The 14,190-nt window shown below is 61.8% G+C and carries 12 protein-coding genes and 2 pseudogenes; 7 read left to right on the top strand and 7 right to left on the bottom strand.

Translation table 11 applies throughout. From position 1 onward, the window contains the following. Positions 1–95: 95 nt before the first annotated feature. Complete coding sequence (locus QMX79_RS16335) at positions 96–257, bottom strand: hypothetical protein (RefSeq protein WP_282247664.1); 162 nt, start codon at positions 255–257, stop codon at positions 96–98. 238 nt (positions 258–495) lie between these two features. On the opposite strand from QMX79_RS16335, the gene QMX79_RS16330 reads away from it, so the two are divergent. The 5 genes from QMX79_RS16330 to QMX79_RS16310 all read left to right on the top strand — a co-directional run bounded on the left by QMX79_RS16330 (position 496) and on the right by QMX79_RS16310 (position 6,555). Then, positions 496–1,065 (top strand): single-stranded DNA-binding protein, encoded by a 570-nt coding sequence (locus QMX79_RS16330; RefSeq protein WP_282247663.1) that lies wholly within the window; start codon positions 496–498, stop codon positions 1,063–1,065. A 138-nt stretch (positions 1,066–1,203) separates the two neighbouring features. Further along, a complete protein-coding gene (locus QMX79_RS16325; RefSeq protein ID WP_149500782.1) occupies positions 1,204–2,517 on the top strand; it encodes a site-specific integrase in 1,314 nt (437 codons plus the stop codon). Beyond that, a complete protein-coding gene (locus tag QMX79_RS16320; protein WP_239502341.1) occupies positions 2,501–4,090 on the top strand; it encodes a site-specific integrase in 1,590 nt (529 codons plus the stop codon). The genes QMX79_RS16325 and QMX79_RS16320 overlap by 17 nt, the downstream gene beginning before the upstream one ends. Continuing rightward, complete coding sequence (locus QMX79_RS16315) at positions 4,083–6,116, top strand: hypothetical protein (RefSeq protein WP_282247662.1); 2,034 nt, start codon at positions 4,083–4,085, stop codon at positions 6,114–6,116. The genes QMX79_RS16320 and QMX79_RS16315 overlap by 8 nt, the downstream gene beginning before the upstream one ends. Positions 6,117–6,120: 4 nt before the next feature. After that, on the top strand, positions 6,121–6,555 hold the full coding sequence (locus QMX79_RS16310; RefSeq protein WP_080114903.1) for a hypothetical protein: 435 nt from the start codon (positions 6,121–6,123) through the stop codon (positions 6,553–6,555). A 344-nt stretch (positions 6,556–6,899) separates the two neighbouring features. On the opposite strand, the pseudogene istB (QMX79_RS16305) reads toward QMX79_RS16310, so the two are convergent. The 4 genes and pseudogenes from istB (QMX79_RS16305) to istA all read right to left on the bottom strand — a co-directional run. Beyond that, positions 6,900–7,376 (bottom strand): annotated as a pseudogene (gene istB, locus QMX79_RS16305) (IS21-like element ISPa36 family helper ATPase IstB); the annotation flags it as partial. Between the two features lie 29 nt (positions 7,377–7,405). After that, positions 7,406–8,538 (bottom strand): IS3 family transposase gene (locus QMX79_RS16300; protein WP_149500783.1). Its coding sequence is split into 2 segments (ribosomal slippage): positions 7,406–8,283 and positions 8,283–8,538, totalling 1,134 coding nucleotides; the frame shifts between segments, so codons are not numbered across the junction. Between the two features lie 67 nt (positions 8,539–8,605). After that, positions 8,606–8,923 (bottom strand): annotated as a pseudogene (istB, locus tag QMX79_RS16295) (IS21-like element ISPa36 family helper ATPase IstB); the annotation flags it as partial. After that, on the bottom strand, positions 8,910–10,409 hold the full coding sequence (istA, locus tag QMX79_RS16290; RefSeq protein ID WP_003097546.1) for an IS21-like element ISPa36 family transposase: 1,500 nt from the start codon (positions 10,407–10,409) through the stop codon (positions 8,910–8,912). The pseudogene istB (QMX79_RS16295) and the gene istA, both read right to left, overlap by 14 nt. Between istA and QMX79_RS16285 the strand changes: the two genes are divergently transcribed. Continuing rightward, positions 10,402–11,190 carry an IS1595 family transposase gene (locus QMX79_RS16285; protein ID WP_164145999.1) on the top strand — a complete coding sequence of 263 codons (789 nt, stop codon included), beginning with the start codon at positions 10,402–10,404 and terminating at the stop codon, positions 11,188–11,190. The two genes, istA and QMX79_RS16285, sit on opposite strands and share 8 nt — an antisense overlap. Before the next feature lie 49 nt (positions 11,191–11,239). Here the strand turns inward: QMX79_RS16285 and QMX79_RS16280 are convergent, their stop codons facing one another. Next, on the bottom strand, positions 11,240–13,063 hold the full coding sequence (locus tag QMX79_RS16280; RefSeq protein ID WP_019185707.1) for an SLC13 family permease: 1,824 nt from the start codon (positions 13,061–13,063) through the stop codon (positions 11,240–11,242). A gap of 86 nt (positions 13,064–13,149) precedes the next feature. Further along, positions 13,150–13,458, bottom strand: coding sequence for a PilZ domain-containing protein (locus QMX79_RS16275; protein WP_019185708.1), 309 nt, complete (start codon positions 13,456–13,458; stop codon positions 13,150–13,152). Here QMX79_RS16275 and QMX79_RS16270 point away from each other — a divergent pair. Next, on the top strand, positions 13,451–14,190 hold a 740-nt coding region (locus QMX79_RS16270; RefSeq protein WP_336618872.1), incomplete at its 3' end, for a transposase zinc-binding domain-containing protein. The genes QMX79_RS16275 and QMX79_RS16270 overlap by 8 nt on opposite strands.

Below are 14,190 nucleotides of genomic sequence, written 5' to 3'. Positions count from 1 at the left end.
GCCATCGCTCCCACATCAGAGCCTTCTGGGCGTCGCTGTAGTAGATCCTTGGCCTGCGCTCCATCTGCAACACTCCTGCTGCCGGTAAGCAGTCTTCAGTGTGTTGCGTCGACCGGTTGAATCCAAGCCGAAAAGGTCGCGACCAGGGTCTTGTCGGCCAGATACGCCGCCGAGCCGAAGCTCAGCATGGAATGCGGGCCGGGGATGGGGCCATCGGCCTCCACATCGGTACTGACGTAGATTTCAGGATTCGACATGGACCGAGTCTAGCGGGGTCAGCGCTGGGACGTAGGGCGGGAGCCCCTGTCCCGCAACGGTTCAGCCAAAATCCGAAAGCGCTCGGGGGCATCCCCGACAGAGGCCGGGCAGGCAGGGATGATAGAATTGGCCGTTCTGTCATCCCACCCAGATTTCCCGCAGGGCGGCCGGTGTATCCGCACCTCCAAGAGTGTGTAATCTCTCAGGCCTGCCCTCGGACAACGGAAGAGCAACCCTATGGCGCGCGGCATCAATAAAGTCATCCTGGTCGGCAACCTCGGCAACGACCCGGACGTGAAGTACACCCAAGGCGGCATGGCGATCACCCGCATCAGCCTGGCCACCACCAGCGTCCGCAAGGACAAGGATGGCAACCAGCAGGAGCGCACCGAATGGCACCGCGTGGTGTTCTTCGGCAAGCTCGGCGAAATTGCCGGCGAATACCTGCGCAAGGGCAGCTCGGTCTACGTCGAAGGCAGCCTGCGCTACGACAAGTACACCGGCCAGGATGGCGTGGAGAAGTACTCCACCGACATCATCGCCGACGAAATGCAGATGCTGGGTGGCCGCGGTGAAGGTGGCGGTGGCGGTGGCGGTGGCGGTGGCGGTGGCAATTACGGCGGCGGCGAACGTCCGCAGCGCCAGCAGGCCCCGCGCCAGGAATACGGCGGCGGTGGTGGTGGTGGTGGCGGTCAGCGCGGTGGCGGCAGCGGTGGCGGTGGCTATGGCCAGCAGCAGCGCCCGCAGCAGCCGCAGCAGTCGGCTCCGCCGATGGACGACTTCGCGGACGACGACATTCCGTTCTAGGACACCTATCCTCACGCTTTGTAGCTAATGGATCCAGGAAGCCCCTTCTACTAAGGGGCTTTTCTATTTTTTGCTCACTACTTTTGTAAAATAAAATGGTATAGTCATTCATATGTAGTAAATGTAGAAAAAGACCTTATGTCCTCGCTTGCGATGCGCGTGATGAATCAAGGTGAGCGCGTGCCACTTCTGCTGGACGATCAGGGGCTTCCTGTGTTCTACCCGACGCTCTTTGCGACGGCGCAGTTGCGCAACGCCGGAGCGGCCGTCAATACGATTCGAAACGCTCTCACGCACATCCAGGTGCTCCTTCGATGGGAGATGCAGGAAGGACGCAACCTCGTTGACGAGTTCACGGGTGGGACGTTCCTTTCGTTGCCAGACATCGTGTCGCTGCGCGATTTCGCGAAGCTGGACATGCGATATGTGGGCGCTAGAGAAGACACCGAAGTGCGCTCGGGCAACGTGGTGGCCTTTTCTGATGCACGGGTAGGCCCGACGGTGGCGCGTCCCTCGGTGACCCAGCGAGTGGCCTACAACCGCATGACGACGATCGCGGACTACCTGGAGTTCCTCGGCGGCGTCATCATCCAGCATCGCAACTCTGCGGAGTTTGCGCACGATTTGGCTGAGATGGGCAAGCGCATTCGAAAGCACCGCCCACGAGGGTCCAAGCACGGACTCATTCAGACGCCGGTCGAGAAGTCGCCTGATCCAGGGGTGGTCAAGCGGCTGCGGGAAGTCATCGCCATCGGGAGCGACGAGAACCCGTTCAGCGATCCGACGATCCAGCTGCGGAATGCGATCATCATCGAGTTGTATCGAGTCACCGGCATGCGAACGGGCGAACTGCTCAGCCTTTGGGTGGAGCAGTTTCATCTTGGGCACGAGCCAAGCGTCAGCGTTCGACGCAATCACGATGACGTGCACGATCCTCGCGCTTATCAGCCGACCAGCAAAACGAAAGAGCGCATTCTGCCGATCTCGGACGAGCTCGCAAAGCTGGTCCAGCACTACATCCTTGAAGTGCGTGCACGCATTCCTGGAGCGCGACGACATCCCTACGTTTTCGTATCGCACAAGGCCGGGAAGACCTTTGGGAGGCCGCTGTCGAAGAATGGCCTGTACCGAGTCATCGAGCGAGTCAGCGCGGTCTCGCCAGAACTGGCGGGCATACATCCTCATGCACTGCGCCATCACATGAATTACGCGCTGTCGCTAGCGATTGATCAACACAATGCAGCGTCGCGTTCCAATGACGCCGAGCAGATCATTAGGGAGGGTCGCGAGCAGGACATTCGTGCACACCTCAATGGACATCGCAACAAGGAGTCGGGCAAGGTCTATAACGAGCGTCATATCCGTGAACAGGCCGACAAGGCCATGCGACTGCTTGGCAGCGCACTTGCTCGCAATAACGATAAGAAGGTGGGTGATGAAGGCAAGCGCTAAGGCGAATGCAGCCGTACCAGAGACTGCTTCGCCGCGTATGGCTATATCGAAGGATGGCTATTCATTCGATCCGAAGGACATGCAGTGGAAGCTCAATAAGGATGTTCAAATCTCGCTTGGTGTCATAGATGACCTTGAGCCGGATTGTAGGCAGGGTGCCCGCCTCACCCTTCAGCGCTACGCAGAGGAGCAATCCGCCTCACATACCTACAACATGGCTGAGCGCATGAAGCGGTTCATTCGTGAAACGGGGTCTGCTGAAGTGTCTCCGGCTTCGCTCATGAACTGGAGAGCCTCACTCGGATTGGATGGGGAGTGGAATCTGGGGGGGCTCAAGGGGTTCTTGCTGGCATGGCTTGACTATGGGTTCGCTGGGATCTCCAAGGATGTGGTTGAACTACTTGAAGGTTGGCGTATCACCGGCAATGAAAAAGGCGCAGCTGTGGCAAACGGCTGCCCAGAAACGGGACCTTTCACGGATATTGAGCTGCAGTCCCTATTGGATTGGGCGAATCTCGCGGTGGTCCAGAAAACGATTGATTTCGAGGATTACGCCTATCTGTTGATGCTGGCAATGACTGCTCGGCGACCCATCCAGATCGCTGCGCTCAGAGGCAAGGATCTGGCTTTGCCGAAGGCAGGCGATAGCTTCTATACGCTAAATGTTCCACGCTCCAAGCAGCGAGGTGGCTCCTTCCGCGGTGAGTTTCGTTCACTTCCAATCCCGAACGATCTTGGCGTTGTGTTGCAGCAACAGCACAGGGGCTCAGTCAAACTTGTCGAGAGTCGAGTGGGATATACGTTGCACGCATCGCTGCGGGATGAAATTCCGATCTTCATCAATGCATCCAAGGCGTACACACTTCGACGCAACACCGATGGTTTCGCGCTTAAAGAGTTGCTTCTTGGAGGTACGCCTGATCTTTTGCACGCGACGACGACATCATTTAGTCAGGCGCTACAGCGCGTCGCACAAGCGTGCACAGCGCGCTCGGAGCGGACTGGCGAATATCTCCGCCTCACAGCCACGAGATTCCGCTACACACGAGGTACGAAACTTCGGAGGGAAGGATTCGGGGCATACGTGATCGCAGAGTTGTTGGACCAATCCGACATCCAGCAGGTCAAGGTCTATACCGAGAATACGGCCCAAGAGGCGGTGTTCATCGACCGGATAGTGGGCCCCGCCCTTGCGCCATTTGCACAAGCTTGTCTAGGAACGCTGGTTCGCAGCGAACGTGACGCGATACGCGGCGACGACCCTACCAGTCGTGTGTCGAATGATCGGCAGAACGCCGTGGGGACATGCGGAAACTTTGGCTTCTGCGCCAGTGGATATCGCGCTTGCTATACATGCGTGCACTTCCAGCCCTGGCTCGACGCTCCACATTCGGAAGTGCTCGAGGATCTTTACGCTGAGAAACTCAGGGTGAAGGAGGCTGGATGTGCGGAGGTGGTGGTCAACGCCAATGATCTCCTGATACTTGCTGTGGAAGACTGCGTCTCGAAGTGCGCTGCCATGCGTCAACAACTGGCTGGCGCATCGTGCCTCGCTGAGGTGGCCGATGGCTGATGTCGTCCTCTTTGTACCGCGTGACGCACGATTTGCCAGCGAAAATTTGGCTGAGTTCATACGGCTTGCACGTGAAGATCTAACCGCATTCGGTGGGCGAGACGGTTGGGAAGAGCACAAGTGGAGGCTTGGAAAGACATCAGTTGTATTTGCCACGAAGACGAAGGAATTAACGAGCCATCGTTTCACCCCGATGGCAGAGCCGTTCATCCAATTCGCCAAGGCATACGTTCGTTATACGTACAGTCACAAGCCCGTTAAGAACATTGACTATCCGCTTCGAGCATTGCGTTGCATTGAAGCGGCTCTTCTTGAGTCCCGCGGAGGTGCCGACGTCAGCGGCCTGAACGGGGCTGTGATGGATGTGGCGGCTGCCAAGTGTCGGGAGTTCTACAAGAGCGACGACGAGAGATGCCAGACGGGGCGTCAGATGGCTCGCATTGTCGAATTCCTTCGGGAGAAAAAGATTGTCCCTTCCTTGCAGCAGTGGAAGTCGCCGTTCCCGAAGCCGAAGATACTGACCGAAGACATCGGAGGCGCGGGGAAAGCACACCGTGCAGCGAAGCTGCCGTCCAACGAGGCAATGTTCGCTTTGGCTGAAATGTTTGCAGCCGCCGATGATGTCGAGACTCAATATTTTTCCTCTATCGCCACGCTTTTGATGGTTGCACCGTCGCGAATTTCTGAGGTGCTCGCGCTTCCAGTTGACTGCATTCAGTGGGATACCGACGAATATGGAGCGCCGCAAATGTGCCTGCGATGGCGGGCAGCGAAGGGCAAGGGAGCCACGAAGAAGTGGGTGCCTTCGGTGATGCAGGATGTTGTCATCGAAGCCGTGCGTCGGCTGACCCAAATCGGCGCTCCCGCTCGTGCGGCTGCCCGCTTCGCTCATGATCACCCTGGAAGATTTATGGATCATCCGGGCTGTGTGGTGACGGTGGGCGATGCCGCCGATCGTCTGCTGATGCCGAATGAAGTGGCAGCTGCTCTAGGGCTTCGGGTTCACAGAAAAACGTACCGTACTGACGGCACGCCCACTTGGTCGCAGGTGGTTGGGGACAAGCGGTTGAAAAAGCTCCTTGATCGGGGTGACATCTCCTACAAGGATCTGGCCGCCTACGTTTTTGAAGGGTGCGCCGGGCCGGATTGGCCATTCATTGATGACAGCAGGACAGTGAAGATCTGGGATGCCCTCTGCCTGCACCGCGTGAACGAGTTCCATCGCGAACATGAAGTCAAGCGGTTCTCATGGGCAATCGCCACATCAACGATGGTGAATGATCGCCTGGGCGGGAGTTCGGATCTCTCGCTCTTCGAGAAGAAGGGCTATCGGAACTCAGATGGAAGTCCAATCAAGCTCACGACTCATCAGCCCCGTCATTGGCTCAATACCCTGAGTCAGCGGGGCGGTATGGACGAGATGACGTTGGCTCAGTGGTCGGGCCGCGCCCGTGTTGCCGACAACGCGCACTACGATCATCGTTCGCCAGAGGAGCGCATGAGAGAGGTGCGAGACATCCTCAAGGTGGAACATAAGTCGCTACTTGAACGATTCCAGAGCCGTCAACCGGTCACTTATCAAGAGCTTGGGGTAGATCGCCTGGGGACCGCCAAAGCTACGCTCTACGGGATGTGCGTTCACGATTACGCGATGAGTCCCTGCCAAAAACAGCGTGAATGCATGACTTGCAAGGAGCATGTATGCATCAAGGGGGATCACGTGACATTGGATCGAATCCTGCTTCTGGAGGCGCAAACCAAAGCGCTTCTTGATCGGGCCCTCGAGGCTCGCGAAGCTGGGGGCTTCGGCGCAGACCGATGGGTGGACAACCATAAATGGAAGTTGGCACATGTGCAGGCGATGCGCATGACGTTGGAGCATGATGGCGTGCCCGATGGCACTGTCTTGCGCATTCCAGATGGTCACGATCCTTCGCCAGTGCGGCGAGCGCTGATTGAACTAGGCGTAGTCCTGCCCGATGCTCTGGCTCTGCATCCTCGCGTAATTCCCTTGGCACTCGCATAAAGCCATGCCGAAGAAGATTGTCACGAAATCGACCCTACCCAAGATCCTGCGGGTATTGGATCAATGGGAAGGCAAGTTGACCTGGGATGCTTACTGCGATCGAGTTGCCCAAGCGCTTGGCATCGATTCCGTGAGCCGCCATGCGTTGCTCAATTATCCTGCAATCAAGGAACACTACCGGCGTCGGCAGCAGGAGCTGAGAGAGGTTAGGGATCAACGGCCAAGAGACTTCACGATGGAAGTTGCAAATCGGCGGATCGCGGATCTTGAGGCGCAGGTGAGCCGGCTTGAAGCCACCAACACGTTGCTGCTTGATCAATTTCGGCGGTGGCAATACAACGCGTACGCCAACAACGTGCGGATGGATAGCTTGAATTTGGATAAACCACTGCCTGCGGTTGATCGGTCAGGACATGGGGCGAAAGGGAAGAGTAGGTAGATTTTCGAATTGCATCGAGCATCGGCAAGCGGTCGAACAGTTGGCAGATCTTGATGCAGCAGGGAGCGAGGATGTCTCACTTGAGCGTTGTTGTCTCAGTTTTTGAGACTCACGTGGAGTAGCTTCGGGTCACTGGAGTGTGGGATGCGATGGATGAACCTGATTCAAGCTTACTGGCCGGCTATCGCTGCAATGGCGTTCTCGTTGCTGGCCGTAGGAGTGATATCTACCTTGCGGCACAGTTCATTTGGTACGGAGTTGATGGCTAGTTGTTGGCGCGCACTTAAAACTGACCCAGGCTGCGCGTTGAACTTTGACCCACCCGGTGTACGGGGCTGAGGGTATCAGTTGGTGGTCTGGGTGGTGGCCTCCTTTGCCCTGATTCTGGCTTTGGTCTTGTTGGCGGCGGTGCTGTTGCGCAGCCGCCAGGAGTCGTTGCCGGTCTCCAGGATGTGGCAGTGGTGGGTGATGCGATCCAGCAGCGCGGTGGTCATCTTGGCGTCGCCGAACACCTGACCCCATTCGGAGAAGGCCAAGTTGGTGGTGATGGCGAGGCTGGTGCGCTCGTAGAGCTTGCTGATCAGGTGGAACAGCAGCGCGCCGCCTGAGGGGGTGAACGGCAGGTAGCCCAGTTCATCGAGGATGACCAGGTCGGCATAGGTCAGGCGCAGGGCGATCTGCCCGGCCTTGCCCTGGGCCTGTTCCTTCTCCAGCGCATTGACCAGTTCGATGGTGGAGAAGAAGCGCACGCGCAGGCGATGCTGGCGCACGGCCTGGATGCCGATGGCGGTGGCCAGGTGGGTCTTGCCGGTGCCCGGTCCTGACCTGCCCCCAGTAGCCGTACCACGAGTTACTGGGAGAGCCCGGGGTTGAAGGGTACTTTGGGTTGGTGGGTTTGGGTGCGGTGGTTGGCAGCGAACTGGGCGGGTGGAATGCGTCCGCAGCTGCTGTGCGGCCTGACCTCGTTGTAGTCCCGCCGCCACTCGGTAATGACGTCTCGAGCCTGGGCAAGCGAAGTGAACCAGTGCTCGTTCAAGCACTCGTCGCGGAACTTGCCGTTGAAGCTTTCGATGTAGCCGTTCTGCATGGGCCGGCCTGGCTCGATCAGCAGGTGCTGGATCGCGTGCTGCTGCGTCCAGGCAATGAAGGCCCGACTGGTGAACTCCGGACCGTTATCCGTACGTACCGCTCGTGGATAACCGCGGAACCGCGCAGCCTGATCCAGCACGCGCACGACGTACGCGCCGCTGATGCCATGGTCGACCGTGATGTCGACGCATTCGTGGGTAAAGTCGTCGGCGACCGTCAGGCACTTCAGGCGGCGCCCGTTGGCCAGCGCGTCGCTGACGAAGTCCATGCTCCACACCGCATTGGGCGCCGTTGCCGACGACAGCGGCTGGCGCTCGCTGGGCGGCCTGCGGACCTTCTTGCGGCGACGCACGGCCAGGTTCGCCTCGCGATACAGGCGATAGATCTTCTTGTGGTTCACAGCCGGGTACTCCGGACGCAGCAGGTCGTGCAGGCGGCGATAGCCGAACCTGCGGCGGACCTGCGCCAGCTCGATGATCCGCGCCGACAGCGCCTGCGTCGCAGGCGCCTGTTCGGGCGGGTGGCGGAAGGCATCGCGGGACAGCCCCGCAAGGCGGCAGGCCCGTCGTTCGCTCACTGCCGTGGCATCGAGCATGCGACGGACCGCCTCGCGCTTGCGTTGCGGGGCTAGCGTTTTACCCCGAAGCCCACCTTCAACGCTTCAATGTCCAGATGCGCCTCAGCCAGCAATCGCTTGAGCCGTGCGTTCTCGGACTCGAGCTCCTTCAGGCGCTTGGCGTCCTCCGCTTCCATGCCGCCGTACTTGGCGCGCCAGGCGTAGAAGCTGGCCGGGCTGAAGCCGTGCTGCCGACCAAGCTCCGATACCGCCATGCCGGCTTCGGCCTGCTTGATAAAGCCGATGATCTGTTCCGTGGTGAAGCGACTCTTGCGCATGTCCGTCCTCTCTCGGTGACGGACTCTACCTAGCTTCGAGTGGTACGGCTCAGTGGGGGCAGGTCAGTCCACCGACAAGGACGACGTTCTCGGGGGTGTGGATGAAGTCACCCTGGTGGAGTCGTTCGACCAGTGCGCGATCAACGGGACTGGCCGCGAAGTCGAACCCGAGCAGGTCACGATGGACGGGGAAACGTGCGGCCTTCATCTGGTTGGCCTGGGCACGAACCTGCCGTTCGGCGGACTCGGCCTGCAGCAGTTCGGCCATCCAGTGTTCGGGCTCCATGGTGTGCAGGCGCATCTTGGCCAGCAGTTCGGGCCACTGGCTGGCCATGCCGTGCAGCTTGAGCTGCTGCATGCGCAGCGGCAGGTCAGGCGTCGACATGATCTGCCTCCCGCAGGGCGTCGTAGCGGGCCGGATCGGACACCGGCGGATGACGCAGCGTCACTCGCGAGGCGACCGTCTCGATCGTGCGGTCCGGATGCTGCAATCGCCCCAGCACGTTGAGCACGTGGTCGGCGCGCACCAGGCCGGACTCGAGTGCCAGTTCCACCGCCACCAGTACCGCTTCGAGCCCGTGCACGGGTACGGCGGCCAGCACCTGGGCCATGGCGCGGTCGCCGTGAGGCTGGCGCAGCAACACCTGCTGCAGCTTGCGCAGCGGATCGGGCATGGACAGGAACGGCGCGCCGTCACGCAGTGCCCCCGGCTTGCGCTGGACCAGGGCGATGTAGTGCTGCCAGTCGTAGTGGACCCGATCACGCTCGAAGCTGCGCCGGTGGCGGGCGACCTCGGCCTCGCCGACCACCACGGCCAGTTCGAAGGGATACACGCGCAGGCTGGCGACGGCGTGGGCGTGTTCGCACGGCACGCTGTAGCGGTTGCGCTGGAAGCTGACCAGCGCGGTCGAACTGACCCGCACCGGCCGCTCGATGTAGCCGTCGAAGGGCGCGGGCATCGGCATCAGGTGGGGCTGTTCGTCCTCCAGAGCTTCGGCCACGGTGATGTCGGAGGCATCCGGATGCGCCTGCATCGGCCAAGCGGCGCGGCACTCGCTGGCGAGCCAGGCGTTGAGGGTGTCCAGATCTGGCCAGTGGCGGGCCCCGGCCTCGATCCAGATCTGTCGGCGCCGGTCCTGCACGTTCTTCTCGACCCGCCCCTTCTCCCAACCCGCGGCGCGGTTGCAGAACTCCGCGGCGAACAGGTAGTGGCTGGTCATGGCGTGGAAGCGGGCGTTGACCCGCCGTTCCCGGTGCTGGCCGATCCCGTCCACCGCCGTCTTCATGTTGTCGTAGATGCCGCGGCGCGGCACGCCACCGAAGGCGGTAAACGCCTGGGTATGAGCATCGAACAGCATCTCGTGGCTCTGGGTGGGATAGGCCACCAACCAGAAGGCGCGGCTGCAGGCCAGCTTCACGTGGGCGAGATCCAGCGGCATCTTGGCGTGGCTGCCGACGAAGGCGTACTCGCGGCTCCAGTCGAACTGGAAGGCTTCACCCGGAGGAAAGTGCAACGGCACGAAGGCCGGGCGGCGGCTGGCGCCGCCGGCCGCCTTCCACTGGCGGATGAAGGCCGTCACCCGGGTGTAGGTGCCCGGATAGCCGATCGCCTGCAACTGCGAGAACAGCACCTTGGCGGTGCGTTGTTCCCGCCGGGGACGATGGCTGTCGGCACGCAGCCACGTCTCCAACTGGGACCGGTAGGGATCGAGCCGGGAGGGCGAGGCTCGCCTGGGATAGACCGGCTCGGACTGGCCGCTGCGCAGCCATCGCCGGATGGTATTGCGGGATAGGCCCGTGCGCTTGGCGATCTCGCGCAGCGGCAGGCCATCGCGGAAATGCATCCGCCGGATCTTGGCCAACATGACCATGGTGATCACTCCTGAAATCCCCCGAGCAAAAGATGCTCAGGATGTGGGCTTCAGGTGGGTCAGTTTTACCCGCGCATCACCGCCGAAAGTGGGTCAGTTCTGGATGCGCGCCAACACCAAGACGGGCCGATCGGCTCTGGCACTGTCGCGGGAGCTGGGGATCGGCTACGACGCGGCCTGGCTGCTCAAGCACAAGCTGATGCAGGCCATGGTCGAGCGTGAAGGCAGGCGCCAGTTGGCCGGCTGGGTCCAACTGGACGATGCCTATTTCGGCGGCGAGCGCCGGGGTGGGCCACGTGGCCGCGGTGCCGACGGGAAGCAGGCGTTCGTGGCCGCCGTGCAGTGCTCCGAGGAGGGCCATCCGGAAGTGATGCGGCTGGATGTCGTCAAGGGATTCAGCGCCGATGAGATCGGCGCCTGGGCCACGCGCCACCTGGCCCCCGATACCGTCGTCGTATCCGATGCCCTGGCAGGGTTCAATGCGGTGGGCGAGGTGGCCGGCACCAGCCATCGCCGGCTGCGGACGGGCAGCGGTGGGCACAAGTGCGACCATCCGGCACTGCGCTGGGTCAACGTCATGCTGGGCAACGTGAAGACCGCTCTGCGCGGCACCTACCATGGACCCCGGCGCAAGTACGCCCAACGCTACCTGGGCGAGTTCTGCTATCGGTTCAACCGACGGTTCGAACTGCATCGGCTGGTTGCACGATTGACCTACGTGCTGCTCCGTACGCCGCCGCTGCCCTATCGGATGGCAACCGTGGATGCGATAGCCGGGTAATCAGGAACAAAAAAGCCACGTTGAATCCAGACTCCAAGGCATTGCCGCATCATAGCGGCAGCAGAACCGGCACGAGAAGGACCGTCACCACCAGGGCGATCATCGCCAGCGGCACGCCGATCTTCACGAAATCGACGAAGCGATAGTTTCCCGGCCCCACGACCAGCATGTTCACCGGCGATGAAACGGGAGTCATGAAGGCCGTCGACGCGGCAAGCGCCACGGTCATGGCGAAGGGATAGGGCGAAGCCTCCAGCCCCGCCGCAAGGGCAAGCGCGACCGGCGCCATCAGCACGGCGGTCGCGGTGTTGGAGATGAACATGCCCAGAAGGGCGGTGACGAAGAACAGAACAGCCAACACGGCACGCGGAGAACCGGACCCTACCGTCGATAACAGCCAATCGGCCGCCAGATCGATCCCGCCCACTTCCTGCAGCGCAATCGAGAAGGGCAGCATGCCGACGATCAGAACCAGCGTCTGCCAATGGATCGAACGGTAGGCGCCGTTCATGCCGACGCAGCCGGCAAGGCCGAAAAGCAGGCAGCCGATCAGCGCCGCCAGAACATTGGGCACGATGCCGCTGGCCATCATGAAGACCGTCAGGAGCAGGATCGCCACCGCAAATGGCGCGCGCGACCGGACGGGCGCTACATCGTCGCTCTCGACAGGCAGGTTCAGCAGGATCAGCCGGTCCGGCGAGCGCGGCAGACGCTCTATCGCGCGCCAGGGGCCGATGACAAGGAGTATATCCCCGGCGCGGAACCTCACTTCCGTCACCGGCTCTTCCAGCGCCTTGCGTTCGCGCCTGACCCCGACGACCGTCACATCGTGAAGCGATCGGACATCGGCCTCCGCCACGGTTTTGCCCACCAGCCTCGAATCCGGAGAAAGCAGCACTTCGGCCATGCCGATCTCCTGACTGCGATCCCCGAAATAATTGGCGGCCAGTTCCATCGGGTGCAGCCTGAAGCTGCGAGCCACTTTCCCGATATCGAGATCGCGCCCGCACGCATCGATCATCAATATGTCCCCGGCCTCCAGCTGGCTGTGGGCGTGCGGGCGCAGAAGCTGGCGGGAAAAGCGCCTCTCACGCTCGATGGCGATGATATTGATCCCGGCGCTGCCGCGCAGGTCGAGCGTGGCGAGCGGCCGTCCGATCAGGGAAGAATAGGGATCCACCGCAAAGCGGTATTCGCGGCCCTCCAGTCCGTATTTCTCTATGAAATCGCGAAGGGTGGGGCGTTCCGGCCCCTGCTCCGCTTCCGGCACGCCGGCGAGGAAACGGCGCGCGGCGAGCATATAGATGATGGCCAGGACAAGCAGCGGAAGGCCGAAAGGCGTGAAGGCGAAGAAGCTGAATCCCTCATAGCCATGCCGCTCGAGCTCGGCATGGACCACGAGATTGGGCGCCGTGGCGACCAGTGTCATCATGCCGCTGAGCAATGCCGCGACCGACAGCGGCATCATCAGCCGGCTGGCGGGAATGCGGGCGTTGCGCGCGATCCGCAGGACTATGGGGATGAAAATGGCGACCACGCCGGTCGAGCTCATGAACGAGCCGATGCCCGCCACGACGATCATCAGCAGCACGATCAGCCGGGCCTCGCTGCGGCCGGCCTTGCTGACAAGCCAGTCCCCCAGCATCTGCGCCACGCCCGTCCGGACCAGCGCCTCGCCCACAACGAAAAGCGCGGCGATGAGGATGATGTTGGGATCCGCGAAGCCGGCGAATGCCTGCTCGACGGTGATGACCCCGGAAAGCGGCAGCGCCACGATCATCATCAACGCAACGGCATCCATTCGCGGACGGCCGATCGCGAACATGACAATGGCGGAAATCAGCAGGGCGAGGACAAGGGCCAGGTCGGACATCGTCCCAGCCTAGTGCATTTTTTGCAGTCAGGGGAATCCGCGCGCCGCAAAGAGGTCCGGCGGCCGCCTGTTCGGGGGTGACTTGCCTACTCCGGTTTCCGGCTGGCGGGCTGCCGCAGGCGCAGGATATTATCCAATACGGAAGGATGCAGCGGCCGGGCGAACTGGCAGCCGACCACGAATTCATCCACCCACACGACCTTCGCCTGCTGGGGCTCCAGCTGCGGCAACCTTATCCAGCAGGTGTCCCCGATACGGAGCGCCTGGATCGCGGCAATACGCACGCCATGCGTGGAAATGTCGAGGATCTGGACATTGGTGCGGACGTTCCCCTTGCGGAACTGCACAGTCGCATTCAGCGGCCGCCGCTCGGCAAGGCGAGAAATCTTGCCCAACCTCCTGCTTCCAGACCTGCTGCAGGCGCATTGGCCGGACTTTCTCGCGCGCCGTGAGGTAGAAGACCGCCCGCTGCCCGAGTATGTGCGCGAGGAGTTCGAGACCTACCTGCGCTGCGGCGTGCTCGAGCACGGCTTCCTGCGCGTGGTCTGCGAGCACTGTCGTGCCGAGAGGCTGGTGGCGTATTCCTGCAAGAAGCGCGGCTTCTGCCCCAGCTGCGGCGCGCGGCGCATGGCCGAGTCGGCGCGGCATCTGGTGGACGAGGTGTTCGGCCCGCGGCCGGTGCGGCAATGGGTGCTGAGCTTTCCGTACCCCTTGCGTTTCCTGTTCGCCAGCAAGCCAGAAGCCATTGGCCCGGTGCTGGGCATCGTGCAGCGCGTGATCGCCGGTTGGCTTGCCGATCAGGCCGGCGTGCCGCGGGATACGGCGCAATGCGGCGTGGTGACCCTGATCCAGCGCTTCGGCAGCGCGCTGAACCTGAATGTTCACTTCCACATGCTGTGGCTCGACGGCGTGTACGACGCGAACGTCGAGCCCCCGCGGCGCAAGCCGCGCCTGCGCCGCGCCCGTGCCCCCACCTCTGCGCAACTGACGCAGGTCGCCAACACCATCGCGCATCGCGTGTGCCGGCACCTGTCGCGCCGCGGCTGGCTCGAAGGCGAAGACGAATCCGTGTTCCTGTCCGACAGCGCGGGTAGCGACGACGGCATGGATGGGCTGCGGATGAGTTC

This window comes from Stenotrophomonas sp. PS02300 (assembly GCF_029959395.1).
GTDB lineage: Bacteria > Pseudomonadota > Gammaproteobacteria > Xanthomonadales > Xanthomonadaceae > Stenotrophomonas > Stenotrophomonas maltophilia_AD.
Note: the sequence above shows the minus strand (reverse complement) of the source record. Positions and strands in the feature narration are given on the sequence as shown.